Origin of the sequence: Streptomyces sp. NPDC019890 (assembly GCF_044903445.1) — a bacterium.
Lineage (GTDB): Bacteria > Actinomycetota > Actinomycetes > Streptomycetales > Streptomycetaceae > Streptomyces.
This window is the reverse complement of record NZ_JBJDQK010000003.1, coordinates 157,021-180,831: the sequence shown is the minus strand read 5'-3', so window position 1 is coordinate 180,831 and position 23,811 is coordinate 157,021. Positions and strand designations below refer to the sequence as shown.

Sequence of the window (23,811 nt, the reverse complement as noted above, 5' to 3'; positions counted from 1 at the left end):
CCGTTCCGCCTGGCGAGACCCCGAAACGTCCCCGTCCCTCCCCGCCGTACGGTGGGACGTAACACCAGCACTCCAAGGAGATATCCCAGTGGCCGAGCTGTTCTACGACGACGACGCCGACCTGTCCATCATCCAGAACCGCAAGGTCGCGGTCATCGGCTACGGCAGCCAGGGCCACGCCCACGCGCTGTCGCTCCGTGACTCGGGTGTCGACGTCCGCGTCGGTCTGCACGAGGGCTCCAAGTCCAAGGCCAAGGCCGAGGAGCAGGGCCTGCGCGTGGTGACCCCCGCCGAGGCCGCGGCCGAGGCCGACGTCATCATGATCCTCATCCCGGACCCGATCCAGGCCCAGGTCTACGAGGAGTCCATCAAGGGCAACCTCAAGGACGGCGACGCGCTGTTCTTCGCCCATGGCTTCAACGTCCGCTTCGGCTTCATCAAGGCGCCGGCCGGTGTCGACGTGGCCCTGGTCGCCCCAAAGGGCCCCGGCCACCTGGTCCGCCGCCAGTACGAAGAGGGCCGTGGCGTCCCGGCGATCGCCGCCGTCGAGCAGGACGCGACCGGCAGCGCCTTCGCGCTGGCGCTCTCGTACGCGAAGGCCATCGGCGGCACCCGCGCCGGCGTCATCAAGACGACCTTCACCGAGGAGACCGAGACCGACCTCTTCGGCGAGCAGGCCGTCCTCTGTGGCGGTACGTCCGCGCTGGTCAAGGCGGGCTTCGAGACGCTGGTCGAGGCCGGCTACCAGCCGGAGATCGCGTACTTCGAGTGCCTCCACGAGCTGAAGCTGATCGTGGACCTCATGTACGAGGGCGGCCTGGAGAAGATGCGCTGGTCGGTCTCCGAGACCGCCGAGTGGGGCGACTACGTCACCGGCCCCCGCATCATCACCGACCAGACCAAGGCCGAAATGAAGAAGGTCCTCACCGAGATCCAGGACGGCACGTTCGCCAAGAACTGGATGGACGAGTACCACGGCGGTCTGAAGAAGTACAACGAGTACAAGACGCAGGACGAGAACCACCTGCTCGAGACCACCGGCAAGGAGCTGCGCAAGCTCATGAGCTGGGTGGACAACGAGGAGGCGTAAGCCGCAGGCGGGGGGCGGGGACAACAGCGTCCCGGCCCCCCGCCCAGTTGTTTTCGCCGCGCTCCAGCGCTTCTCCACTCTGTCCAGCCACGGACGGGTGATCCTGCCTTGGAGGCGCAAGACGCACCCCACTGCACCACTACACTGCTCAACACATACGCGTCAGGCCCACAGTGTCGTGCGTCTTCCACGCGGCTAGCCCCCTCCACCGCCTGCGGCCGTCGGGACGGCCGTCCGCACTGGACTAGTGAGGACTCACGTGAGCTCGAAACCTGTCGTACTCATCGCTGAAGAGCTGTCGCCCGCCACCGTCGACGCGCTGGGCCCGGACTTCGAGATCCGGCACTGCAACGGCGCCGACCGCGCGGAGCTGCTCCCCGCCATCGCCGATGTCGACGCGATCCTCGTACGCTCCGCCACCAAGGTCGACGCCGAGGCCATCGCTGTAGCGAAGAAGCTGCGTGTCGTCGCCCGCGCGGGCGTCGGTCTGGACAACGTCGACGTCTCCGTCGCCACCAAGGCCGGCGTGATGGTCGTCAACGCCCCCACGTCGAACATCGTCACCGCCGCCGAGCTCGCCTGTGGTCTGCTCGTCGCCACCGCGCGCAATATCCCGCAGGCCAACACCGCCCTGAAGAACGGCGAGTGGAAGCGCTCCAAGTACACCGGCGTCGAGCTGAGCGAGAAGACCCTCGGCGTCGTGGGCCTCGGCCGGATCGGCGTCCTGGTCGCCCAGCGGATGTCCGCCTTCGGGATGAAGATCGTCGCGTACGACCCCTACGTACAGCCTGCGCGCGCCGCGCAGATGGGCGTCAAGCTGCTCTCGCTCGACGAGCTGCTCGAGGTCTCCGACTTCATCACCGTCCATCTGCCGAAGACCCCCGAGACCCTCGGCCTCATCGGCGACGAGGCGCTGCACAAGGTCAAGCCGACCGTCCGCATCGTCAACGCCGCGCGCGGCGGGATCGTCGACGAGGAGGCGCTGTTCTCGGCGCTCAAGGAGGGCCGGGTCGCGGGCGCGGGCCTCGATGTGTACGCGAAGGAGCCGTGCACGGACTCCCCGCTGTTCGAGCTGGACCAGGTCGTCTGCACCCCGCACCTCGGCGCGTCAACGGACGAGGCGCAGGAGAAGGCGGGCGTCGCCGTCGCGCGCTCCGTGCGTCTCGCGCTCGCCGGTGAGCTCGTGCCGGACGCGGTCAACGTCCAGGGCGGCGTCATCGCCGAGGACGTACGACCCGGTCTGCCGCTCGCCGAGAAGCTCGGCCGGATCTTCACCGCGCTGGCGGGCGAGGTCGCGGTCAGGCTCGATGTCGAGGTGTACGGCGAGATCACCCAGCACGACGTCAAGGTGCTCGAACTGTCCGCACTCAAGGGCGTGTTCGAGGATGTCGTCGACGAGACCGTCTCGTACGTCAACGCTCCGCTGTTCGCACAGGAGCGCGGTGTCGAGGTGCGGCTGACGACGAGCTCGGAGTCGCCGGACCACCGCAATGTCGTCACCGTCCGCGGCACGCTCTCGGGCGGCGAGGAGGTCGCGGTCTCCGGCACGCTGGCCGGCCCCAAGCACCTCCAGAAGATCGTCGCGATCGGCGACTACGACATCGACCTGGCGCTCGCCGACCACATGGTCGTGCTGCGTTACGAGGACCGCCCCGGTGTCGTCGGCACGGTCGGCCGGATCCTCGGCGAGGCCGGACTGAACATCGCGGGCATGCAGGTCTCGCGCTCGGAGGAGGGCGGCGAGGCGGTTGTCGTGCTGACCGTGGACGACACGGTGCCGCCGCAGGTGCTCTCCGAGATCGCGGACGAGATCGGCGCGGCGTCGGCCCGTTCGGTGAACCTGACGGACTGATCCGTACATCGCGAAGGGCCCGGCTCGCTGTGGGTGAGCCGGGCCCTTTCGCGTTGCCGGGTGTCAGTGCACGAGGACCGGTTCAGGTGTGGGCTCCTCCTCCGTGCTGCTGTCCTTCTCGGTCCCTGCGCCCCGCAGCAGCGTCGCCGCGAGCACCGCGGCCGCCACCAGCAGCACCCCCGCGCCGACCGACGCCAGCTGCATGCCGTGCACAAACGCGTCCCGGGCGACGTCCAGCACCGACTCGCCGAGCTTTCCCGGCAGTTGACCGGCGACTACCGTCGCACCGCCCAGCGTCTCGCGGACGGCGTCCAGCGCATCGGCCGGAACACCCTCGGGCGCGGAGTGGGCCACGTCGGCGCGGTAGACCGCCGTACCGATGGAGCCCAGGACCGCCATGCCCAGCGCGCCGCCGAACTCCTGGCCCGTCTCCAGCAGTGAAGCGGCCGAACCGGCCTTCTCGATCGGGGTGGCGGACAGCGCCAGGTCCGAGACCAGCGCCATGACGGTGACGATGCCGCAGCCGATGACAGCTGCGCCGGCCAGCAGCAGCCAGAGCGAGTCCGTACCGGTCAGGGTGAGCAGGGCGAACCCCGCGGCGGCGATGAGGAATCCGGCCGCGATGACATAGGCCCGGTCGATTTTCTGGGCGAGCGCGGAGGCGGTCGGGGCCGCGGCGCCGACCGCGAAGGACGGGGCCAGGCTCCACAGCGCGCCCTCCATGGTGCCCATGCCGAGCACGGACTGGAGGTACTGGGTGGTGAAGTAGGCCGAGCCCATTATCGCGAAGGCGGCGATGGTGTTGAGCGCGATCCCGGAGCCGAAGACGCGGCCGCGGAAGAGCTCCCGGCTGATCATCGCGTCCGTACGGCTCCGCTGGCGGCGTACGAAGAGCGCGCCGACGGCCAGACCGGCCGAGATGCACAGTGCCCTGGCGAGGCTGAAGCCCTCGGCCGCGATCTCCTTCAGGCCGTACACCACCGGCAGGACGGCGCCCATCGACAGCGGCACGCTCAGCAGGTCGAAGCGGCCGGGGGCCGGGTCCTTGAACTCTGGTACCAGCACCGGCACCAGGACCAGCAGAAGCAGCATCGCGGGCACATTGATCAGGAACACCGAGCCCCACCAGAAGTGGTTGAGCATGACGCCGCTCATCACCGAACCGAGGGCGATGCCGCCGGCCATGGCTCCCGACCAGATGCCGATCGCCTGACTGCGCTGCTTGTCGTCCTGGAACATATTGCGTACCAGGGCCATCGTGGACGGCATCAGGGTGGCGCCGCCGATGCCGAGCAACGCCCGTGCGGCGATGAGCATTTCGGCGCTCTGCGCGTACGCCGCGCCGACCGAGGCGATCCCGAAGGCCGTTGCCCCGATGAGCAGGAGCTTGCGGCGTCCGATGCGGTCGCCGAGCGAGCCCATGGTGATCAGCAGCCCGGCGAGGGTGAAGGCGTAGATGTCGAAGATCCACAGCTGCTGGGTGCTGCTCGGGTCGAGCTCGCGGCTGATGGCGGGGATGGCGAAGTAGAGGACGGAAACGTCCATCGAGACCAGGAGGAGGGGCAGCAGGAGGACGACGAATGCGGTCCATTCCCGGCGGCCGGAGCGACGTGCGGTGGGGTTCGTCATGCAGAGCAATGTACGGACGTCTTAAACGCTTGTCTAGTACGGACGTTTAAGACGTTCGTATGGGACGCCTGTATGTCTGCGGAGTACGCTGCCGACATGGGACATCGTGAGGATCTGCTCGAAGGCGCCAAGCGCTGCCTGCTGGAAAAGGGCTACGCCCGCACGACCGCGCGCGACATCGTCGCCGCCTCCGGCACGAACCTGGCTTCCATCGGCTACCACTACGGCTCCAAGGAGGCCCTGCTCAACCAGGCCTTCCTGGCGGTTACCGAGGAGTGGGGCGACGCGGTCGGCCCGGCCAACAAGGAAGCGGCCGAGTTGCCCAAGGATCCGATCGAGCGTTTCGAGAAGACCTGGGAGCAGGTCATCGCCGCGTTCGACGCCAGTCGGGCGGTCTGGAAGCTCCAACTGGAGGTCGTGTCGCGGCTGGACGAGGACGAGCAGTTGCGCCAGGCGATCCTTGGGCCGCAGAAGGAGGGCAGGGCGGGTATGGCCGAGGGTTTCCTCGGCCTGGACCCGCAGGCGGATCCGGAGAAGGCCCGGGTGGCGGGCCTCTTCTACCAGGCGCTGGTGGCGGGCGTGATGATCCAGTGGATGGTCGACCCCGAGACCGCGCCGTCGGCGAAGGACCTCACGGACGGGCTGCGGGCGATTCTCGAGAGCCAGGCCTGACAAGCCGGGCCCGAGCGCGGGTTGACCGGACGCAGCGGCTACAGGCGCGCCGCCTTCAGCGCCATGTGCAGCAGCAGTCTGTCCTCGCCCTCGGCGAGATCGAGGCCGGTGAGCTGCTCCACCCGCGAGAGGCGGTAGTAGAGCGTCTGCCGGTGGATGCCGAGCGCCGCGGCCGTGCGGCTCGCCTGGCCCGCGCAGTCGAGGAACATCTCGGCGGTACGGGCCAGTTCGGCATGCGAGAGGTCCAGCAGCTCGCGTACGGCGGGGTCGTGCGCGGTGTCCGTCGGCAGCGCGGTCAGCATGCGGTACGGACCGATGTCCGCCCACTGGGCGACCGGGCCGAGCCGGGGCTGGGCCTGCGCCGTCCGCGCGGCTGAAGTCGCCTCCAACCAGGCGGTGTTGAGCTCGGCCAGACCGCGGCGGGGGACGGCGACCCCGGCGGCAGCCCGGCCCGCGGCCGCGGCCGCGGAGTCGCGGAGCCGGTCCGCGGCGGTCAGGACGGGGGAGAGGGCATCGGCCGACCGGAGCCGGATGAGTACGGCAAGCGCGTAGGTGTCCGGCGCGTCGTCCGCGGGGAGAGCGACGGCGGATGCGCTGCGGCGGTCCGCCGCGACTGCGGGGGCGTCGGCCCCGGCGCCTTCCACCTCGCCTGCCGCGCCGCGGCGGGCCGCCGCTCCAGGACGGCCGCCCGGCTGTCCGGCCCAGGCCGCACCGGCGGTCGTACCGGCGACGGGATGCATGCCCGCATCCCACCGCAGCGTGCACAGCGCCGCCGTACCCGGCAGGGAGCGGGACGACGGTGCGTCGGCCTCCGTCCACGGTGTCACGCACACCACCGCGTGCAGGCCGTCGGCCTCCGCGCCCCCCAGCGCCGCCCGCAGCGCCGACACCGCCATGTCGTACTGCCAGCCGCCCTCCGCCGTCAGCACCGCGCGGAACTCGCGGGACAGGTCCGACCCCGCCCGCTCCTCGTCCGCCAGCAGCGTGCCGATCCTCGCCGTCACCTCCATCGCCGCCGCCAGCTGTTCCTCCGTGGGGCCCGGCGTCGCGTCGAGCAGCCATACGTAACCGAGCACGATGCCCCGGTGGCGTACGGGAAGACAGATCCGGTCCCGGTAGACCCCCGCGTCCGGGGCCGCCGGGATGCGGACCGGGCCGGTCGCGCGCGCGATGCCGAAGCCCTCGAACCAGGCGCGCACCGCGGGCGTGGACTTCCGGGTCAGGATCGAACGCGTCCTGACCGGGTCCAGAGTGGTTTCGTCGAATTCGCTGCCGCTGTCGTGCGCGAAGGCGATCAGGCCGAAGTCCCGGTTCTCCAGCGTCGCGGGGACGGCAAGCAGCGCGGAGATTTCGTCGACCAGTTCCTGGTAATCGCCCTTCATCCGGACATTCTCGCACCCTCTTCAGACATATGTCTGAGATCCGGGCCACGGATGCGTGACAGCTGTCGATGGCCCAGGATCAAAGCGATCCTTAGGTTTCACGGTGGTTCTTCGTGCTGTTCCCGATTCGTTCGGGTCCGGTCTCACTCAACCCCTGTTTCCGTGGAGGTGCCCGTGCTGGGTCCCGTGATCCTCGCCGCGTCGCGCAGCGACAAGATGCGCCGCTTCGTCTCGGCAGCCCCGGGGACCAAGCAGGTCGTCGCCCGGTTCATCGCCGGTGAGACGGTCGAGCAGGTCATCCCGATCGTCGAGGAGACCGTGGGAAAGGGCCTTGAGGTCACCCTGGACGTGGTGGGCGAGGACATCACCACGCGCGATCAGGCTTGCGCCGCGCGCGACGCCTACCTTCAGCTGATCGACCATCTCAAGGACCTGGACCTGGGTACCAAGGCCGAGATGTCCGTCAAGCTGTCGATGTTCGGCCAAGCCCTGGACGACGGCCACGAACTGGCCCTCGCCAATGTCCGCCCCGTCGTCGAGGCGGCCGCCGCCATCGGCACCACGGTCACCCTCGACGCGGAGGACCACACCACCCTCGACTCGATGTTCGCCATCCACGAGGAGCTGCGGCAGGATTTCCCGCAGACAGGCTGTGTGATCCAGGCCTATCTGTTCCGCACCGAGGACGACGCACGCCGCCTCGCCGCGGCCGGCAGCCGCGTACGCATCGTGAAGGGCGCGTACAAGGAGCCCGCCACGGTCGCGTACCAGGACAAGGCGGAGATCGACAAGGCGTACGTCCGCATCCTGAAGATCCTGATGGACGGCGACGGCTACCCGATGATCGGGTCCCACGACCCGCGCCTCATCTCCATCACTCAGGAGCTTGCCCGCCGCGCCGGGCGCAAACTGGACGAGTACGAGTTCCAGATGCTGTACGGGATCCGCGGCGACGAGCATGTCCGGCTCGCGGCCGAGGGGCACCGTATGCGCGTCTACACCGCTTACGGCACCGACTGGTACGGCTACTTCATGCGCCGTCTCGCCGAGAAGCCCGCGAACCTGCTGTTCTTCGTCCGGTCGATGATCACCAAGGGCTGAGCCCCACCCCTCACAAAGGAGTTACGGAACTCATGGACGCTGTGACCCAGGTCCCCGCCCCGGTCAACGAGCCGGTGCACGGCTACGCCCCCGGTTCGCCCGAGCGCGCCCGACTGGAGGCCAAGCTCAAGGAGCTGGCCGAGAACCCGATCGAGCTGCCGATGACGATCGGCGGTGTGAAGCGGATGGGCGGCGGCGAGCGTGTCGACGTCGTACAGCCGCACAACCACAAGGCCGTGATCGGCACCTTCGCCGGCGCGACCCGGCAGGACGCGCAGGACGCGATCGACGCCGCGCTGGCCGCCGCGCCCGCGTGGCGCGCGATGTCCTTCGACGACCGCGCCGCGATCATCCTGCGCGCGGCCGAACTGCTGGCCGGCCCGTGGCGCGAGACGCTCGCCGCCTCCACCATGCTCGGCCAGTCGAAGACCGTGCAGCAGGCCGAGATCGACACCCCCTGCGAACTCGTCGACTTCTGGCGCTTCAACGTCAAGTACGCCCGCGACCTGCTCGCCGAGCAGCCGGTCGCCAACTCGCCCGGCGTGTGGAACCGTCTGGACCACCGCCCGCTCGAGGGCTTCGTCTACGCGATCACGCCGTTCAACTTCACCGCGATCGCCGGCAACCTGCCGACCGCTCCCGCTCTGATGGGCAATGTCGTCGTGTGGAAGCCGTCCCCGACGCAGACCCACGCCGCCGTGCTGCTGATGCAGCTCCTGGAGGAGGCCGGTCTGCCCAAGGGCGTCATCAACCTGGTGACGGGCGACGGCATCGCCGTCTCCGAGGTGGCGCTGAACCACCCCGACCTGGCCGGCATCCACTTCACCGGCTCGACCAAGACCTTCCAGCACCTGTGGAAGACGGTCGGCAACAACATCGAGAAGTACCGCTCCTACCCGCGCATCGTCGGGGAGACGGGCGGCAAGGACTTCGTCGTCGCCCACCCGAGCGCCGACCGCGCCGTGCTGAAGACCGCGCTGACCCGCGGCTCCTTCGAGTTCCAGGGCCAGAAGTGTTCGGCGTCCTCGCGTGCGTACGTTCCCGCCTCGATCTGGAACTCCGGCTTCAAGGAGGAGTTCGCGGCCGAGGTCGACGGGATCAAGATGGGTGACGTCACGGACCTGTCGAACTTCATCGGCGCCGTGATCGACGAGCGCGCCTTCGCCAAGAACAAGGCCGCGATCGACCGTGCGAAGCAGGACCCGACCTGCACGATCGTCGCGGGCGGAAGCTACGACGACTCGGTCGGCTACTTCGTCCGCCCGACCGTCGTCGAGTGCTCGGACCCTTCGAACGAGGTCTTCACGACCGAGTACTTCGGCCCGTTCCTCGCGATCCACGTCTACGAGGACGATCAGTACGACGCCATGCTGGAGCAGATGGAGTCGGCGTCGGCGTACGCCCTGACCGGCGCGGTCGTCGCGAACGACCGTGCGGCGGCGGCGTACACGATGGAGAAGCTGCGGTACGCCGCGGGCAACTTCTACATCAACGACAAGTCGACCGGCGCGGTGGTCGGCCAGCAGCCCTTCGGCGGCGGCCGCGCCTCCGGCACGAACGACAAGGCGGGCGCCCCGCAGAACCTGATGCGCTGGACGCTGACCCGCGCGATCAAGGAGACGCTGGTTCCGCCGACGGACTACTCCTACCCGCACATGGGCTGACGCTTCGGCCCCCCACAGGCTCCGCCCCCGTCCGGCCCCCAAGCCGGACGGGGGCGGACTCCATTCGGCGGGTCTACGCTGCAAAGAGGGATGCCGAAGGGAGATCGTGATGCCTGGTTCCACGACGATCGGCGGCGGGCACGGGGCCGACGCGATCGAGCACAGCGACGCCGTCCGGCTGGCGGGCGTCCTGCGGGAGATGAGCGAACTGCTGACGGTGGACGGGCCGAATCGGCTCACCGATGCGCAGGTCAGCGCGTTGTGCGGGGGGCAGGTGCAGCACCGCCAGGAGTTCGGCGAGTGGATTGCGCGGGTGGCGCGAGAGCTGCACCAGAGGGTGTCGGCGTAATCCCTGCCCGCAGATCCGGCCCCTTGCCCGGAAAGGCTTAGGTGTCGCTGTCGTCAGGGCCGGCCTCGGCGAGGCTCTTGATCGCCGCGAGCCTGGTGTCCCACTCCGACGCGACCCGTTCCATCCACCGCGCGGTGACGCCGAGTCGCGCGGGCAGCACCCTGTAGCGCGCCTCGCGGCCCTCCCGGCGACCGGCCACAAGGCCGGCCCGGGTGAGAACCGCGAGGTGCTTGACGATTGCCTGCCGGCTGACCGGCAGCTCCGTGGCCAGGACCGTGGCTGTCGCCTCGCCGTGCGCGGCGAGGGCGTCGAGCAGCCGGCGGCGGGTCGGGTCCGCGAGCGCGGACAGGACCTCCGTCACGGCCTCCTGGTCTGCGTCCGCCGTCATGCCGCGAGCTGCTCCGCGTACTTCTGGAAGTTGCCGACAACCTCGGTCCAGCCCGCCGAGTGGCTGTCGTACCCGGCGGTGTCGATCCTGTCCTCGGGGATGGCCAGTGCGGCGAAGCCGGTCTCCACCACCCGCAGGTGCGTGCCGTCGCCGTCCGGGGTGAGGGTGAACTCCACCAGGGTGGAATTTCCCTCGACCGCCTGCTCCCCGGGGAAGGCGCTCGCCCAGCGGTATGAGAAGTGATGCGGCGGGTCGACCTTCACGATCGTGGTGGGGAACTGGCCGTACTGCCCGTGATCCAGCTCCATGGTCCCGCCCGGGCGCAGGTCGACCGGCGTCGGCTTGCCCTGCCCGAACCAGGAGCCGACGTGCTCCGGCTCGGTGAGCACCGCCCAGACGCGCTCCACGGGCGCGGCGATGGTGATTTCACGTTCGATGCGGTCCTTGCTCATGAGGGTGAGCCTCCTGTTCGACGAGGACGTGCAACGTGCTACTCAATGGTTGCACGTCCCGGCCGAAATGCGCAACCGTTCGGTTGCGCCAGCGATCGCAGGCCGTCCGGCGGGGTGCCGTCCGGCGGGGTGCCGTGCCGCTTCGGCGGCACGGCACCCCGGTTCGGTCAGCAGCAGCGGCTGCCCGGGTTGACCTCGCGGTGCCGGGTGCGCATGTGCTCGTACTCCCGGCGGGTCGGGACAGGGGCGTGCGGATGGTGGCGGCGGTGCCGTTCGCAGTAGCGGTCGTACGCCGCCTCGCCGGTGAACTCCCGTACGTACAGGCGCAGTCCGTTCAGCAGGTGACGGAGCGTCATTCGCGCGCTCCGGCCAGCGCCTTACGGGGTTCTGGCACCAGCACGTCGATCCCCGAGGCGACGTACGGCGCTTCCGTCGTCGGCAGCGGGGCCGGCGAGCGCAGAGCGCGGGAGCACACCACGGCCGCGTTGGCGATCACGGTCACGACCAGCAGGAGGAAGACGACGATGAGAACGCCGTCGACGGTGGAGTTGGTGACCACGGTGTGCATGTCGTCCATGGTCTTGGCGGGCGGGAGGACGGTGCCGGCGTCGATGCCGTCCGCGTAGCGGGCCCGCTGGGCGAAGAAGCCGACACGAGGGTCGTCGGAGAAAACCTTCTGCCAGCCCGCGGTGAACGTGACCGCGACCACCCAGGCCAGCGGGACGGCGGTGACCCACGCCCATCGCAGCCGTCCGGACTTGACGAGGACGGTGGTGCAGACGGTGAGGGCGACGGCGGCGAGCAGCTGGTTGGCGATGCCGAAGAGCGGGAAGAGCTGGTTGATCCCGCCGAGCGGGTCGGTGGCGCCGGTGTAGAGGAAGTAGCCCCAGGCGGCCACGACCAGCGCGCTGGTGATCCAGATGCCCGGCTTCCAGTTGACCCGGCCGATCGGCTTCCAGACGTTGCCGAGCATGTCCTGGAGCATGAAGCGGCCCACCCGGGTGCCCGCGTCGACCGTGGTGAGGATGAACAACGCCTCGAACATGATCGCGAAGTGGTACCAGAAGGCCTTCATCGCATGGCCGCCGAAGACCCCGGAGAAGATCTCCGACATGCCGACCGCCAGTGTGGGCGCCCCGCCGGAGCGGGCGATCAGCGTCTGTTCCTCCACCGCCTCGGCGGCGGCGGTCAGCTGGTCGGGGGAGATCGTGAAGCCGAGGCCGGCCACCGCCTGCGAGGCGGAATCGACTGTGGTGCCGAGCAGCCCCGCGGGCGCGTTCATCGCGTAGTACAGCCCCGGGTCGAGGACGGCGGCGGCGATCAGGGCCATGACGGCGACGAAGGACTCCATGAGCATCGCGCCGTAGCCGATCATCCGGACCTGGGACTCCTTCTGGATCAGCTTCGGGGTGGTCCCGGAGGCGACCAGGGAGTGGAAGCCGGACAGTGCGCCGCAGGCGATGGTGATGAACAGGAACGGGAAGAGGGAGCCTGCGAAGACCGGCCCGGTGCCCGAGCCGGCGAAGTCGCTCACCGCATCGGCCCGCAGCTTCGGCGCGGCCACCAGCACTCCGGCCGCGAGCAGCGTGACGGTGCCGATCTTCATGAAGGTGGAGAGGTAGTCGCGCGGCGCCAGCAGCATCCACACCGGCAGGACGGAGGCCACGAATCCATAGCCGGCCAAGCAGAAGACGAGGGTCGTGGGGCTCCAGGTGAAGGCGTCCGCGAGCGAGGAGTTCTCGATCCAGCCGCCGCCGACGATGGCGAGGAGCAGCAGTGCGACGCCGATCAGGCTGGTCTCGGTCACCCGCCCCGGGCGCAGAATGTGCAGGTAGAAGCCCATGAGGAGGGCGATGGGGATGGTCATGGCGACCGAGAAGGTGCCCCACGGGGAGTGGGCGAGGGCGTTGACCACGACCAGCGCCAGTACGCCCAGCAGGATGATCATGATGACGAAGACGGCGATCAGGGCGGCCGCCCCGCCCACCTTGCCGATCTCCTCGCGGGCCATCTGACCCAGGCTCTTGCCGTCCCGGCGCATGGACAGGAACAGCACCACCATGTCCTGCACCGCCCCGGCGAAGATCACCCCGACGACGATCCAGATGGTCCCCGGCAGATACCCCATCTGGGCCGCCAGCACCGGCCCGACCAGTGGCCCGGCCCCGGCGATCGCCGCGAAGTGATGTCCCAGCAGGACCCGGCGGTCGGTCGGCTGGAAGTCGACGCCGTCCTCGAGCCGTTCGGCGGGGGTGGCCCGGCTGTCGTCGAGCTTCAGCACGCGCCGGGCGATGAAGCGTGAGTAGAAGCGGTACGCGATGGCATACGAACCCAGGGCCGCGACCACCAGCCAAACGGCGGAGATCTCCTCGCCCCGGGCCAGGGCCACCACGCCCCAGGCGGCGGCGCCGAGGAGGGCGACACAGGTCCACAAGACAATGGATTTCGGACGTGCATGGGTGGTTCTGGGCATGGCGGATCCTCGGCTCGGCGGATCTGGAGTAAGGGTGAGAGGCGCAGGGTGAAGGGCTGAGAGCTCAGGGTTTGGGCGGATGCCGGATCAGCAGATACGCCGCGAGCAGGGCGAGACTGCACCCCGGCACCCAGGCCGGCTGGTACCGGTGGAAGAACGGCGCCCCGGCCGGCTGCGGCCGGTCCTGCGCGTACCACGGCACCCAGAGCGCGACGGGAGCGACGAGGCAGGCAACGGCCGCGACCCGGCACCGGACGTGGTGGGGGAGCGCGATCCGTACCACAGTGCCCTCCTCGTTCCTGTCGGTCTGTGCAAGAGTTGCCCGCGTCCGCGATTGGGTTGACAGCAAATTTCGATGAGATTTCCCTGGATTTCCTGTCATCGCAGCCGGTCCTCTGCGCAACTCGTATGCGACAGGGCTCGCGCACTTCCAGGACACCAGGGACGGTGACCGATGACTGAAGGCCCCATGGCCGCGGCGTTCCTCGCCGTCATCGGCGGTGCGTCCCTGCTCGCCGTCACCGCCCGCCGTCTGCACGCCAACGACGACCTGCCCTCCCTGGGAGGCTGGGCGCTGGCCGACCGGAGCCTCGGCACCGTCTGGACCTGGTTGCGGCTGGGCGGCACCATCTTCACCGCGTACACCTTCGCCGCCGTACCCGGCCTGGTGTACGGCAACGGGGCACCGGCCTTCTTCGCCCTCCCCTACACCGTGATCGTCTGCCCGCTCGCCTTCGTACTGCTGCCCCGGATGTGGAGCGTGGCGCGGGACCACGGCTATGTGACCGCCGCCGACTTCGTGCGCGGACGCTACGGTTCGGCGCCGCTGGCCCTGGTGGTCGCGCTCACCGGCATCCTCGCCACCATGCCCTACCTCGCCCTGCAACTCCTGGGCATCCGCGCCGTGCTCACCGCCGGCGGCCTCCCCGCGGTGGCCATCGGGCTGTTCACCCGCCGGTTGCACCATCGGGCGCTGCTCGCCGGATGGGCCGCCGGGATGGTCTTCGGCACGGTCATGGTCGTACGAGGGGGCTTCTCGCCCGTCGTACCGCTCGGCCTGCCCGGTCATTCCCCGGAGATCTACGCGGGGCTGGCCGCCCTGATCCTCAACCTGGCGGTCGCGCTGGCCGGTACCGCGGTACTGGACCGGATCGGCACACCCCGAGGTACGGACTCCACCACACTGCCCCCTGGCCCGACAGTCAGGAACCGGCCCGGCACGGGAGCGAGCAGCGCATGAGACGCACCATCAGACCCACTGCTGTCCCGCCGCCCGCGGGACAGCCGGCCGGTCCGGCCGCAGCCCCGGTGCCCGCTCCTGTGTCGGTTTCGGCTCCCGCGTCGGTTTCGGCTCCTGCGCCCGCTTCGGCCGATCCGGTCGAACGGGAGCGGGAGGCGGCCGTCGCCCGCCTCTTCGACCAGCACTATGCCTCGATGCTCCGGCTCGCCGCGCTGCTGGGCGCCGACGACCCCGAGAACATCGTGGCCGAGGCCTACTACCAGATCTACCGGAAATGGCGGAAGCTCCGCGATGCCGAGTCCGCGGAGGCGTATCTGCGCTCCACCGTCTGCAATCTGACCCGGATGCGGATACGCCATCTCCAGGTCGCCCGCCGGCACGCCGAGGCCCCGCCGACCGACCTGGTCGCCTCGGCAGAGAACTCGGCCCTGCTCCGTGACGACCAGCGAGTGCTGGTGGGCGCCCTCCAGCAACTGCCCGCCCGGCAGCGCGAAGCACTTGTGTTGCGCCACTGGCTCGGTCTCAAGGAAAGCGAGATAGCCGCGGCGATGGGCATTTCGGCGGGATCGGTCAAGACCCACACCGCGCGCGGTCTCGCCGCTCTCACCCAGGCGATGGAGGCACGGCGATGAGCAGCACCCCAGGCACCCCCGGTGCCGAGAAGCAGCTTCGGGAAGCCCTCGAAGCCCTCGCCGGCCAGGTGCAGCCCGCCCCCGACGCCTATCGCACCGCTCGCGGCGGCTGGCTCCGCCGGGAACGCAGGCGCCGTCTGGTCCTCGCGGTCCTCATCACGGTCGTCTTCGCTCTCGCCGTACTGATCGGCCTCTGGGTCCTCAACCAGACGCCCTCCGGCACCGGGGCGATCTTCAGCGGCGCCCCCAGCCCGGTCGCCTCCGCCGGCGGATACGCCGGGCAGCCATGAGTGCGTGATACGGAGGGACGAGCAGCGACGGGCCTGGGAGGATGCCGAACATGACCGAGTCGGCCCGCACCGCCCACACCTTCGAGCTCAGCCCCGCCGAACTCCTGCAGATCCGCACACTGCTGACGGACGCGTTCGACGGCGACTTCAGCGACGAGGACTTCGACCACGGGCTCGGCGGCGTCCATGCGCTGGTGTACGAGGACGGGGAGCCCGTCGCGCACGGCAGCGTGATCCAGCGCCGGGTGATCCACCGGGGCCGCTCGCTGCGGATCGGATACGTCGAGGCCGTGGCCGTACGCGCCGACCGGCGACGGCGCGGACTGGGCAGCCGGGTGCTGGACTCGTTGGAGCAAGTGATCGACGGGGCGTACGAGTTCGGCGCGCTCTCCGCGTCCGACGACGGGGCCGAGTTGTACCGGGCTCGCGGCTGGCAGCTGTGGCGGGGCCGGATCGAGGGCCTCGGACCGAACGGGGTCGTGCATCTTCCGGACGAGGAGGACTCCACCTATCTGCGGTCCGCCGCCGCCCGCCCGCTCCCCAAGCCGCCCGCCGCGCTGCTCTTCGACTGGCGTGACGGCGACGTCCTCTAGTCCGGTGGTCCGGGCGTCCGGCTGCGGCTCAGAGCGCTCCCGCGTCCCGCGCCGTCCACGCCCACGAGCGGCTGGAGCTGCTCCGCGTCGTGGGCCTCCAGGACCTGACCTCCGGCGCGGGCCTCAGCCGCTGACGCTGGGGGAGCCGGTCTCGATGTGCCCGGTGTACCGCCGTGACCAGGTCGGGTCCACGTCCGCCGTGACGGTGAAGTCGTACCAGCCGTTCTGGTACGCCACCGCGTTGAAGTAGTCCTCGGTGGATCCGCCCGCCGGGACGGTGTACGTCCAGGGGCCGTCCGTGCGGTAGTTGTCCGCCTTGATGGTGAACCTCACCGCCGACGCGGAGGTGTTGGTCAGCTTGAACCAGATCGCCTGCTTGCCACTGCCGCTCTCGACGGCGTAGCGCGCCGCCACCTCGATGGACTTGCCCGCCTTCGTCGCGTCACCCGTGAAGCGCCGCAGGAAGCGGTTCGGTCCGGCCATACTGATGTCGTACTTGCCGGCGCCGAACCCCGTGCCGATGTTGAAGTAGTCGGACGCCGTGCCGCCCGCGTCGACGGTGTACTGCCACGGCTCGGTGCTGCGGTACGCGTTGGGGTGGATGGAGAAGTGCGCGGCACTCCTGGCCGGCGAGCCCTGGTTGGCCATGGAGAACCAGGCCAGGATCTTGCCGGCCTTACCGAACTCCAGCCGGTCGAGATTGCCGTTCGGCTGATAGGGCAGGGCGCGCGCGGGGCGGGTGCCTGCCTCCTGCCCCGGCAGGGCGTTGTTCGTCGGGACCGGGTTGGGCAGCGGTCCGCACGTGCTCTGGCCGATGACCTTCGCCGTGCCGGGCAGCGACGGCACTCCGTACACGGGGTTGGCGAAGTCGAAGACTCCGGTGAGATCGCCGGTCACCTTGCGGCGCCAGGCGCTGATGTTCGGGCAGCTCGCCGGCTTGCCGATGGCGGAGGTCCAGGTCTCCAGGAAGCGCAGCACCGAGGTGTGGTCGAAGACCTCGGAGCTGACCCAGCCGCCGCGGGTCCACGGGGACATCACCAGCATGGGGACACGGAAGCCCAGTCCGTACGGGACGCCGTTCAGGAACTCGCCCGGCGTGCCCGCGGGCGGCGCCGGCGGCGGGACATGGTCGAAAAAGCCGTCGTTCTCGTCGTAGTTGAGGAAGAGAACGGTCGAGTCGAAGACCTCGGGGCTGGCGGCGAGTGCCCGGTAGACGAGGTCGACGAAGTGCGCTCCGTCGCCGGGCGGTGCGTACGGGTGCTCGGAGAAGGCCTCGTTCGCCACCACCCAGGAGACCTGAGGCAGCATCCCGGCCAGCGCGTCGGCCTTGATCGCGGCGGCGATGTCGTCGGGGGTGGACCCGGTGACCTTCGGGACGGAAGCCATGCCGCGGTCGTACAGGGCGCTGCCGGGCGTGGCCGTCTCGAACTGCTTGAAGTAGGCGAGCCCGTTGTCGCCGTAGTTGTCCTGGGCGTTCTGGTAGACCTTCCAGGTCACTCCGGCGCGTTGCAGCGCTTCCGCGTACGTCTCCCAGGTGAGCCCCGACTCGTCGCCGCCGTCCGAGCTGGAGGCGTCGACCTTGCCGCTCCAGAGGTACGTGCGGTTGGGCCCGGTGGCGCTCAGCGTGGAGCAGAAGTAGGCGTCGCAGATGGTGTAGTTGTCGGCCAGCGCGTAGTGGAACGGAATGTCCGCGCGCTCCAGATAGCCCATCGTGCGTACGTTGCCGACGCCCCACACCCAGCTGTCGAGGCGGCCCTTGTTCCAGGCGGTGTGCTGAGAGGTCCAGCTGTGCGGCAGATCGCCGTTGCACTGGGCGAGCGTCTCGCCGTCCACGCCCCCGGCGTCGGGCGTGGCGCTCAGCTTCCACGGGTACTGGCGGCCCAGGCCGTTGGGCTGGTTGAAGACGCTGTGACCGCCGGCGAGGGTGATGCCGCCCCGGTCGGCAAAGCCGCGTACACCCTTGAGCCTGCCGAAGTAGTGGTCGAAGCTGCGGTTCTCCTGCATCAGGACGACCACGTGCTTCACATCGCCGATGGTCCCGGTCGCCGCCTCGGCGGTGGCCGCGCTCGTGGCCGCCTCGGCGGACCCGGCGGCCGGCGGTATGGCGGCCGCTGCCACCACGCCCGCGCCGAGAGCCACGAAACCCCTACGACTGATCGGTGTCATGCGTCCGCCCCTGCTCTTTGTGTGCCCCTGCGGCACATCGAGCGCAAGAGTGCAGTCGGCGGTCGCAATGGTCCACAGCCGTACCGGGAGAGATCCGTGAATTGCTGTTGAACTGCGAAGGATGCGGAAGCGGAGACTGCCGGGTGGCCGTGGCTGATCCGAAAGCCGTGACTGAACGGATGAAAACACGAGCAGCGGCGCTGTTCGGGGGCCCGGGGCTGGAAGTGATGACGCGCCAGTGCTCACGACCAGACCATGGAGCAGCCATGCAGCCCAAGCACCTCCGACCGAGACCTGGCCACCGGGTCCTCCTGATCTGTTGCGCCAACGTCCTTGCGGCGTCCGCCCTCGTCGGCCTGGGAGCGGGCGAAGCCGACGCGCGGACGCCGCTCTGCTTCGGCGCCCCGGCCACGACCACGACCGGGACGCCGGGGCCTGACGTGATCATCGGCACTCCGGGCGACGACGTCATCGACGGCCTGGGCGGCATCGACCTGATCTGCGGTCTCGGCGGCAACGACCGTCTGATCGGCGGCCCGGGCGAGGACGCGATCGACGGCGGCGACGGCGACGACGAGGTGATCGGCGACGGTTACAGCCGCACCTCGGACGCGACCGGAGCCGCGGGAGAGGACCATCTCATCGGCGGCGCCGGCAACGACAGTCTGGTGGGCGACAACTACGCCGTACAGGGCACGGCCGACGGGGCGGCCGCCGACGCGCTGTACGGCGGGCCCGGAGACGACGGCCTGGTCGGCGACAGCAGAGGCGACTACGCCTCCGGTGGTGCGAGGGACCGTCTCGAGGGCGGCGACGGAAACGACGGTCTCTACGGAGACGCGCTCGGCTTCTACGAAGCCTCGGGAGCCGGCGACGACGTACTGCTGGAAGGCCGTGGGGAACTCGGCGATGCGACGGGCGACAGCACCGCCATCATCGGCAACGCGAGCGGGAGCGGCGGTGACGATGTCATCGACCTCGGCCCGGACGGCGGAACGATCGCGGTCGGCGACCACAGCGCCTCCGGGGGCACGGCGATCGGCTCCGGCAACGACCGGATCGTGGGTGGCAGCGGGGGCGAGTTCCTCATCGTCGGCGACAGTGCCCTGGGGGATGCCACCGGAGCGACCGCCGGGAACGACCTGATCTCCGGGCGCGGCGGGAACGACGTCCTGTTCGGTGACAACGTCGACCAGAACTCCCAGACCGTCGGGGCCGCGGGCGGGAGGGACGCGATCGACGGCGGGGCCGGCGACGACGTCCTCAGCGGCGGCCCCATGGGGGACTTCCTCGACGGCAATGTCGATACGGACGACTGTGACGGCGAAGCGGGCACCGACCTGGAGATCAACTGCGAGGTCTGACCGCCCGAGCACGGTCGCCTCCGACGTTGTCCACCCCTGAGCCGGCCCGCACCGTAGCCGTCCGGGCCCTGATCCGCGAGCTCAGAGGCTTCTCCCGGTGACGTTGGGGTGATCGCTGTCTCAGATAGTAGGAAGTCCGAGTAACTGTGGAGACAGGAGCGCGTACCTGACCTAGCTTTGTATAAGCCGAACGTCTCGCTCGATCCAGCGAATGGCGGCCGTGAGCCAGTGCACCTTCGCAGGCAACCCCTGCGGCACCGCTCCCCGCCCCTCCGGCGCCTTCGAAATCTCTGTGATCTCAAGGAGTCGATCACCATGCCCGCTGAGACCGCCCGCCGCGTCCGCCACTCCTCCCGTACGAGTGAGTCCGACCGCAAGAACGCCGCCGCCGCACTGCAGCGAGCCCTCGACCGCAGGGACAACGGCGGCTCGACCGGCCACTAGAACATTTCAGGACCTTCAGGACCGCTTGACCTCGAAGTAGTCGATGCGCTGCCCACGCCCGAAGGGCGTCCAGGGGGCCGGGGCCTGCCCCGGTTCAGGGGAGCGCCCCGTCCAGATGCTGGACAGTGCGTGTCATGGGGTGGGACGCGGCGTAGAGTGCCGACATGTCTCGCAGCATCAATCTCGCAGTGATCCCCGGTGACGGCATCGGCCAGGAGGTCGTGGCCCAGGGCCTCAAGGTCCTCTCCGCCGTCCTCCCTCAGGACGTGAAGCTGGAGACCAAGGAGTACGACCTCGGCGCCCAGCGCTGGCACCGCACCGGAGAGACCCTTCCCGACGCGGAGCTCGGCTCACTCAAGAACCACGACGCCATCCTGCTCGGCGCCATCGGTGACCCGTCCGTGCCGTCCGGTGTGCTCGAGCGCGGGCTGCTGCTCAAGCTCCGCTTCGCCTTCGACCACTACGTCAACCTGCGTCCGTCGAAGCTCTTCGCCAACACCGCGACCCCGCTGGCCGGCCGCCCCGACATCGACTTCGTCGTCGTCCGCGAGGGCACCGAGGGCCCGTACACCGGCAATGGCGGCTCGCTCCGTACAGGTACGGAGCACGAGATCGCCACCGAGGTCAGCGTCAACACCGCGTACGGCGTCGAACGGGTTGTCCGCGACGCGTACGAGCGCGCCAACGCCCGCCCGCGCAAGAAGCTGACGCTGGTCCACAAGAACAACGTCCTCGTCTACGCCGGTCACATGTGGAAGAACATCTTCGACCGGGTCGGCCAGGAGTACCCCGAGGTCACCACCGACTATCTGCACGTCGACGCGGCGACGATCTTCTTCGTCACCCAGCCCGAGCGCTTCGACGTCATCGTCACCGACAACCTCTTCGGTGACATCCTCACCGACCTCGCCGCTGCCGTGACCGGCGGCATCGGCCTGGCCGCGTCCGGAAACATCAACCCGACGGGCGCGTTTCCGTCGATGTTCGAGCCCGTCCACGGCTCGGCGCCCGACATTGCGGGCACCGGCAAGGCGGACCCGACGGCCACGATCCTCTCCGTCGCCCTCCTGTTGCGGCACCTCGGCTACGAGGCCGAGGCCGCGCGCATCGAGGAGGCCGTCTCCGCCGACCTCGCGGAACGCGACGGTTCCACGGTCCGTACGACGGACGAGATCGGCGACGCGCTCGCGGTACGAGTAGCGAGCTGACCCGTCGGATGTGACAGAGCCGCCGGGTCGCAACCGCACCCGGCGGCTTCTCTTGTGCGGCCTCCGGGTGCCACCATCATCCCTGGACCGCATTCACCCCGTTTCTAGCACGGTGCCACGCGAGCGATAATCGGACGTGGGCCGCGGCATGCGGTAAAGCTCGGACGTCCTAGCACCAGTAGCGGCGTGAGCGCGGTCCGTCACAAACAACCGGTGAAGGACATTGCACTCATGACGACGCCCACGATCGAGCTCAAGCCCTCCTCACACCCGCTGTCCGACGCGGAGCGCGAGGCGATCCTGGCCAACCCCGGATTCGGCCGCCACTTCACCGATCACATGGTGACGATCAAGTGGACGGAGGGGCGTGGCTGGCACGACGCTCAGCTCGTCCCGTACGCGCCGTTGTCGATCGACCCGGCCAATATGACCCTGCACTACGCGCAGGAGATCTTCGAGGGCCTGAAGGCCTACCGTCGCCCCGACGGCTCGATCACCTCCTTCCGCCCCGAGGCCAACGCCGAGCGCTTCCAGCGGTCCGCCCGCCGGCTCGCCATGCCGGAGCTGCCGGTCGAGACGTTCATCGCGGCGTGTGACGCGCTGGTCCAGCAGGACAGGGCCTGGGTGCCCCCGCACGGCGGCGAGGAGTCGCTCTACCTGCGCCCGTTCATGATCGCGACCGAGGTCGGCCTGGGCGTGCGGCCTTCCAACGAGTACCTCTTCATCGTCATCGCCTCGCCAGCGGGCGCCTACTTCCCCGGTGGCGTCAAGCCGGTCTCGATCTGGCTGTCCGAGGACCGGGTGCGCGCCGTCCCCGGCGGCATGGGCGACGCCAAGACCGGCGGCAACTACGCCGCGTCCCTGCTCGCTCAGGCCGAGGCCGCCGCGAAGGGCTGCGACCAGGTCGCCTACCTCGACGCGGTGGAGCACAAGTGGGTCGAGGAACTGGGCGGGATGAACCTGTACTTCGTGTACGAGGACAAGATCGTCACGCCCGAGCTCACCGGCTCGCTGCTCGCCGGCATCACCCGTGACTCGCTCCTCAAGCTCGCCAAGGACCTCGGCCACGAGGCCCAAGAGGCCCGGATCTCCATCGACCAGTGGCGGGGCGACACCGAGAACGGCACGCTCAAGGAGGTCTTCGCCTGCGGTACGGCCGCGGTGATCACCCCGGTCGGCCTGGTCAAGTCCGCGGGCGGCGACTGGAAGCAGTCCGGTGGTGAGCCGGGCGAGGTCACGATGAAGCTGCGCAAGGCGCTGCTGGACATCCAGACGGGCAAGGCGGAGGACGTCCACGGCTGGACCCACCAGCTGGGCTGAGCCGCCGACAGGAAACGGGCCCGCCCCCTGCACACCAGGGGGCGGGCCCGGCTGTTGGCGGAGCGGTCAGGAAACGGCCACTTCGGCCTCGGGCTCGCGCTCCGGCACCCGGGCGGGCCCCGGCCCCAGCAGCAGCCGACTCGCGCCGCCCACCAGGCCCGACAGTACGAAACTGCAGTCCACCCCGCCCGTAAGGCCCAGCAGCGGGCCCTCGTACAGCGGGGTCGAGACGGCGGTCAGGCCGACTGCCGCTCCCAGCGCCCAGGAGAGTGCCGCGCGCGGGTTCCAGCCCGAGCGGAACCAGTAGATGCCGCCCTGCGCACGGCGGTTGTACACCTGCAGGGCCTCCGCGTCGTACGTGCCGCCGCAGCGGGCGTGGCCGATCATCGTGATCACCGCCCAGGGCGTGCCGATCGCCGTGAGCAGCAGTACGAACGACGTCATCGCGGACTGCGCGTCCCAGGCGAAGTGGCCGAGGAAGACGAAGAACGTCGCCACGGCCGCCACGACCAGCGTCGCCCGCGTCCGCGTCGCGCGCGGCAGGATCGCGTCCAGGTCGAGGCCCATGGAGTAGAGCATCAGGCCGGCGTTGCCGACCGAGCCCGCGGTGGCCGCCAGGAGCAGCGGGACCAGGTACCAGACGGGGGCCGTGGCGACCAGCGGGCCCGCGTAGTCGAGCGCCGCACGGGCCGCGAGCGCCGTGTACGTGCCGAAGAGCTGCGGGATCAGCAGACCCGCGACCAGACCCAGACAGGTGGCCCGCAGCACCCGGCGCGGGGTGTGCCGCAGCGGCGAGATGTAGCGCGTGTAGTCGCCGAGCAGGGTGATGAAGGCGACCGGGCCGCTGAGGCCCGCGGCCACCGCGGACAGCAGCCAGGTCGGCCAGAGGGAGCCCAGCAGGTACGGGGTGGCCGGCGGCGCGGCCGTGGTGAGGTCCGGGGCGTAGGCGATCAGTCCGAGCAGCAGCAGCGCGGTCATGCCGATGGCGAGGACCTTGCTGAGGCGGAGCAGCAGCCGGTAGCCGTACACGGCGCCGACGACGGTGCACGCGGCGAGCAGTGCGTACACCAGGGTGTGCGCGACGCCGCCCGTCGGCAGCCCGGCGATCCGCGCCAGGGTGCCGATCATCACGTCCCCGCCGATCCACAGGGTCAGCGCGGTGTACCCGAGGGAGAGCAGCAGGCCGACGACGGAGCCGACGAGCCGGCCGCGTACGCCGAACGCCGCGCCGCTGGACGTGGACAGATTGGTGGCGGTGCGAAGAGACACCAGGGCGAGCGGCGCGGTGACCGCGACTCCGACGATCGTGCCCGCGACGATCGAGGTGACCGATGCCCACAGACCGAGTCCGAAGGAGACCGGCAGCCAGCCGAAGACGATCACGCCGAGGCACAGGTTCGAGCCCAGCAGGATCGAGATGAGGTCCCGGGGAGTGCTGGTGCGCTCCGACTCCGGGATGGTGTCCACCCCGCGCTGTTCTATCGGCATTGGTCGTCCCTGAC

23 protein-coding genes are annotated in these 23,811 nt (G+C 69.7%); 14 read left to right on the top strand and 9 right to left on the bottom strand.

What is annotated here, in order from left to right:
• Positions 1 to 88: 88 nt before the first annotated feature.
• Together ilvC and serA are read left to right on the top strand one after the other, a co-directional pair.
• The gene (gene ilvC, locus ACI2LP_RS09235; RefSeq protein WP_360877718.1) at positions 89 to 1,090 is read left to right on the top strand and encodes a ketol-acid reductoisomerase; all 1,002 of its coding nucleotides are present in this window, start codon (positions 89 to 91) and stop codon (positions 1,088 to 1,090) included.
• 259 nt (positions 1,091 to 1,349) lie between these two features.
• Complete coding sequence (serA, locus tag ACI2LP_RS09230; RefSeq protein ID WP_360877715.1) at positions 1,350 to 2,942, top strand: phosphoglycerate dehydrogenase; 1,593 nt, start codon at positions 1,350 to 1,352, stop codon at positions 2,940 to 2,942.
• Between the two features lie 63 nt (positions 2,943 to 3,005).
• Here serA and ACI2LP_RS09225 read toward each other — a convergent pair whose 3' ends face one another.
• The gene (locus tag ACI2LP_RS09225; RefSeq protein ID WP_404723896.1) at positions 3,006 to 4,571 is read right to left on the bottom strand and encodes an MFS transporter; all 1,566 of its coding nucleotides are present in this window, start codon (positions 4,569 to 4,571) and stop codon (positions 3,006 to 3,008) included.
• Between the two features lie 96 nt (positions 4,572 to 4,667).
• On the opposite strand from ACI2LP_RS09225, the gene ACI2LP_RS09220 reads away from it, so the two are divergent.
• Positions 4,668 to 5,243: a TetR/AcrR family transcriptional regulator gene (locus ACI2LP_RS09220; protein WP_404723895.1), complete on the top strand. Its 576-nt coding sequence runs from the start codon at positions 4,668 to 4,670 to the stop codon at positions 5,241 to 5,243.
• Positions 5,244 to 5,281: 38 nt separating this feature from the next.
• Here the strand turns inward: ACI2LP_RS09220 and ACI2LP_RS09215 are convergent, their stop codons facing one another.
• Positions 5,282 to 6,625: a PucR family transcriptional regulator gene (locus ACI2LP_RS09215; protein WP_404723894.1), complete on the bottom strand. Its 1,344-nt coding sequence runs from the start codon at positions 6,623 to 6,625 to the stop codon at positions 5,282 to 5,284.
• Positions 6,626 to 6,799: 174 nt separating this feature from the next.
• Between ACI2LP_RS09215 and ACI2LP_RS09210 the strand changes: the two genes are divergently transcribed.
• The 3 genes from ACI2LP_RS09210 (at position 6,800) to ACI2LP_RS09200 (ending at position 9,739) form a co-directional block, all read left to right on the top strand.
• Positions 6,800 to 7,726 carry a proline dehydrogenase family protein gene (locus tag ACI2LP_RS09210; RefSeq protein ID WP_404723893.1) on the top strand — a complete coding sequence of 309 codons (927 nt, stop codon included), beginning with the start codon at positions 6,800 to 6,802 and terminating at the stop codon, positions 7,724 to 7,726.
• A 32-nt stretch (positions 7,727 to 7,758) separates the two neighbouring features.
• Positions 7,759 to 9,390: an L-glutamate gamma-semialdehyde dehydrogenase gene (gene pruA, locus ACI2LP_RS09205; RefSeq protein WP_404723892.1), complete on the top strand. Its 1,632-nt coding sequence runs from the start codon at positions 7,759 to 7,761 to the stop codon at positions 9,388 to 9,390.
• A 109-nt stretch (positions 9,391 to 9,499) separates the two neighbouring features.
• Positions 9,500 to 9,739 (top strand): hypothetical protein, encoded by a 240-nt coding sequence (locus ACI2LP_RS09200; RefSeq protein WP_404723891.1) that lies wholly within the window; start codon positions 9,500 to 9,502, stop codon positions 9,737 to 9,739.
• Positions 9,740 to 9,776: 37 nt separating this feature from the next.
• Here the strand turns inward: ACI2LP_RS09200 and ACI2LP_RS09195 are convergent, their stop codons facing one another.
• From ACI2LP_RS09195 to ACI2LP_RS09175, 5 genes are all read right to left on the bottom strand, one after another.
• Positions 9,777 to 10,127, bottom strand: coding sequence for an ArsR/SmtB family transcription factor (locus ACI2LP_RS09195; RefSeq protein ID WP_404723890.1), 351 nt, complete (start codon positions 10,125 to 10,127; stop codon positions 9,777 to 9,779).
• On the bottom strand, positions 10,124 to 10,579 hold the full coding sequence (locus ACI2LP_RS09190; protein WP_404723889.1) for an SRPBCC family protein: 456 nt from the start codon (positions 10,577 to 10,579) through the stop codon (positions 10,124 to 10,126). Before ACI2LP_RS09190 ends, ACI2LP_RS09195 begins: the two co-directional genes overlap by 4 nt.
• A 167-nt stretch (positions 10,580 to 10,746) precedes the next feature.
• Positions 10,747 to 10,935, bottom strand: coding sequence for a CstA-like transporter-associated (seleno)protein (locus ACI2LP_RS09185; RefSeq protein WP_404723888.1), 189 nt, complete (start codon positions 10,933 to 10,935; stop codon positions 10,747 to 10,749).
• Positions 10,932 to 13,052, bottom strand: coding sequence for a carbon starvation CstA family protein (locus ACI2LP_RS09180; RefSeq protein WP_404723887.1), 2,121 nt, complete (start codon positions 13,050 to 13,052; stop codon positions 10,932 to 10,934). Before ACI2LP_RS09180 ends, ACI2LP_RS09185 begins: the two co-directional genes overlap by 4 nt.
• A gap of 64 nt (positions 13,053 to 13,116) precedes the next feature.
• Entirely contained in the window at positions 13,117 to 13,335 is a 219-nt protein-coding gene (locus ACI2LP_RS09175; protein WP_404723886.1) for a DUF3311 domain-containing protein, read from the bottom strand.
• A gap of 171 nt (positions 13,336 to 13,506) precedes the next feature.
• On the opposite strand from ACI2LP_RS09175, the gene ACI2LP_RS09170 reads away from it, so the two are divergent.
• Genes ACI2LP_RS09170 through ACI2LP_RS09155 form a run of 4 tightly spaced genes read left to right on the top strand, consistent with a single transcriptional unit; the run spans position 13,507 to position 15,807 of the window.
• Positions 13,507 to 14,292, top strand: coding sequence for a hypothetical protein (locus tag ACI2LP_RS09170; protein WP_404723885.1), 786 nt, complete (start codon positions 13,507 to 13,509; stop codon positions 14,290 to 14,292).
• A complete protein-coding gene (locus ACI2LP_RS09165; protein ID WP_404723884.1) occupies positions 14,289 to 14,924 on the top strand; it encodes an RNA polymerase sigma factor in 636 nt (211 codons plus the stop codon). Before ACI2LP_RS09170 ends, ACI2LP_RS09165 begins: the two co-directional genes overlap by 4 nt.
• Positions 14,921 to 15,214, top strand: a complete 294-nt coding sequence (locus ACI2LP_RS09160; protein WP_404723883.1) for a hypothetical protein — start codon at positions 14,921 to 14,923, stop codon at positions 15,212 to 15,214. The genes ACI2LP_RS09165 and ACI2LP_RS09160 overlap by 4 nt, the downstream gene beginning before the upstream one ends.
• Before the next feature lie 50 nt (positions 15,215 to 15,264).
• Positions 15,265 to 15,807: a GNAT family N-acetyltransferase gene (locus ACI2LP_RS09155; protein ID WP_404723882.1), complete on the top strand. Its 543-nt coding sequence runs from the start codon at positions 15,265 to 15,267 to the stop codon at positions 15,805 to 15,807.
• A gap of 123 nt (positions 15,808 to 15,930) precedes the next feature.
• Here the strand turns inward: ACI2LP_RS09155 and ACI2LP_RS09150 are convergent, their stop codons facing one another.
• Positions 15,931 to 17,973: a phosphocholine-specific phospholipase C gene (locus ACI2LP_RS09150; RefSeq protein ID WP_404723881.1), complete on the bottom strand. Its 2,043-nt coding sequence runs from the start codon at positions 17,971 to 17,973 to the stop codon at positions 15,931 to 15,933.
• A gap of 266 nt (positions 17,974 to 18,239) precedes the next feature.
• On the opposite strand from ACI2LP_RS09150, the gene ACI2LP_RS09145 reads away from it, so the two are divergent.
• From ACI2LP_RS09145 to ACI2LP_RS09130, 4 genes are all read left to right on the top strand, one after another.
• The gene (locus ACI2LP_RS09145) at positions 18,240 to 19,337 is read left to right on the top strand and encodes a calcium-binding protein (RefSeq protein ID WP_404723880.1); all 1,098 of its coding nucleotides are present in this window, start codon (positions 18,240 to 18,242) and stop codon (positions 19,335 to 19,337) included.
• Between the two features lie 315 nt (positions 19,338 to 19,652).
• The gene (locus tag ACI2LP_RS09140) at positions 19,653 to 19,781 is read left to right on the top strand and encodes a hypothetical protein (protein ID WP_326652808.1); all 129 of its coding nucleotides are present in this window, start codon (positions 19,653 to 19,655) and stop codon (positions 19,779 to 19,781) included.
• A 164-nt stretch (positions 19,782 to 19,945) separates the two neighbouring features.
• A complete protein-coding gene (locus tag ACI2LP_RS09135; protein ID WP_404723879.1) occupies positions 19,946 to 20,989 on the top strand; it encodes a 3-isopropylmalate dehydrogenase in 1,044 nt (347 codons plus the stop codon).
• Between the two features lie 231 nt (positions 20,990 to 21,220).
• On the top strand, positions 21,221 to 22,309 hold the full coding sequence (locus ACI2LP_RS09130) for a branched-chain amino acid aminotransferase (RefSeq protein WP_404723878.1): 1,089 nt from the start codon (positions 21,221 to 21,223) through the stop codon (positions 22,307 to 22,309).
• 66 nt (positions 22,310 to 22,375) lie between these two features.
• Here ACI2LP_RS09130 and ACI2LP_RS09125 read toward each other — a convergent pair whose 3' ends face one another.
• Positions 22,376 to 23,797 carry a cytosine permease gene (locus ACI2LP_RS09125; RefSeq protein ID WP_404723877.1) on the bottom strand — a complete coding sequence of 474 codons (1,422 nt, stop codon included), beginning with the start codon at positions 23,795 to 23,797 and terminating at the stop codon, positions 22,376 to 22,378.
• Positions 23,798 to 23,811: the final 14 nt, after the last annotated feature.

Bases quoted from the DNA above. Each gene is read 5' to 3' on its own strand.
- ACI2LP_RS09225 (WP_404723896.1), bottom strand. From the start codon at position 4,571: ATGACGAACCCCACCGCACGTCGCTCCGGCCGCCGGGAATGGACCGCA.
- ACI2LP_RS09220 (WP_404723895.1), top strand. From the start codon at position 4,668: ATGGGACATCGTGAGGATCTGCTCGAAGGCGCCAAGCGCTGCCTGCTG.
- ACI2LP_RS09215 (WP_404723894.1), bottom strand. From the start codon at position 6,625: ATGAAGGGCGATTACCAGGAACTGGTCGACGAAATCTCCGCGCTGCTT.
- pruA (WP_404723892.1), top strand. From the start codon at position 7,759: ATGGACGCTGTGACCCAGGTCCCCGCCCCGGTCAACGAGCCGGTGCAC.
- ACI2LP_RS09200 (WP_404723891.1), top strand. From the start codon at position 9,500: ATGCCTGGTTCCACGACGATCGGCGGCGGGCACGGGGCCGACGCGATC.
- ACI2LP_RS09195 (WP_404723890.1), bottom strand. From the start codon at position 10,127: ATGACGGCGGACGCAGACCAGGAGGCCGTGACGGAGGTCCTGTCCGCG.
- ACI2LP_RS09190 (WP_404723889.1), bottom strand. From the start codon at position 10,579: ATGAGCAAGGACCGCATCGAACGTGAAATCACCATCGCCGCGCCCGTG.
- ACI2LP_RS09185 (WP_404723888.1), bottom strand. From the start codon at position 10,935: ATGACGCTCCGTCACCTGCTGAACGGACTGCGCCTGTACGTACGGGAG.
- ACI2LP_RS09180 (WP_404723887.1), bottom strand. From the start codon at position 13,052: ATGCCCAGAACCACCCATGCACGTCCGAAATCCATTGTCTTGTGGACC.
- ACI2LP_RS09170 (WP_404723885.1), top strand. From the start codon at position 13,507: ATGACTGAAGGCCCCATGGCCGCGGCGTTCCTCGCCGTCATCGGCGGT.
- ACI2LP_RS09165 (WP_404723884.1), top strand. From the start codon at position 14,289: ATGAGACGCACCATCAGACCCACTGCTGTCCCGCCGCCCGCGGGACAG.
- ACI2LP_RS09160 (WP_404723883.1), top strand. From the start codon at position 14,921: ATGAGCAGCACCCCAGGCACCCCCGGTGCCGAGAAGCAGCTTCGGGAA.
- ACI2LP_RS09155 (WP_404723882.1), top strand. From the start codon at position 15,265: ATGACCGAGTCGGCCCGCACCGCCCACACCTTCGAGCTCAGCCCCGCC.
- ACI2LP_RS09150 (WP_404723881.1), bottom strand. From the start codon at position 17,973: ATGACACCGATCAGTCGTAGGGGTTTCGTGGCTCTCGGCGCGGGCGTG.
- ACI2LP_RS09145 (WP_404723880.1), top strand. From the start codon at position 18,240: ATGCAGCCCAAGCACCTCCGACCGAGACCTGGCCACCGGGTCCTCCTG.
- ACI2LP_RS09140 (WP_326652808.1), top strand. From the start codon at position 19,653: ATGCCCGCTGAGACCGCCCGCCGCGTCCGCCACTCCTCCCGTACGAGT.
- ACI2LP_RS09135 (WP_404723879.1), top strand. From the start codon at position 19,946: ATGTCTCGCAGCATCAATCTCGCAGTGATCCCCGGTGACGGCATCGGC.
- ACI2LP_RS09130 (WP_404723878.1), top strand. From the start codon at position 21,221: ATGACGACGCCCACGATCGAGCTCAAGCCCTCCTCACACCCGCTGTCC.
- ACI2LP_RS09125 (WP_404723877.1), bottom strand. From the start codon at position 23,797: ATGCCGATAGAACAGCGCGGGGTGGACACCATCCCGGAGTCGGAGCGC.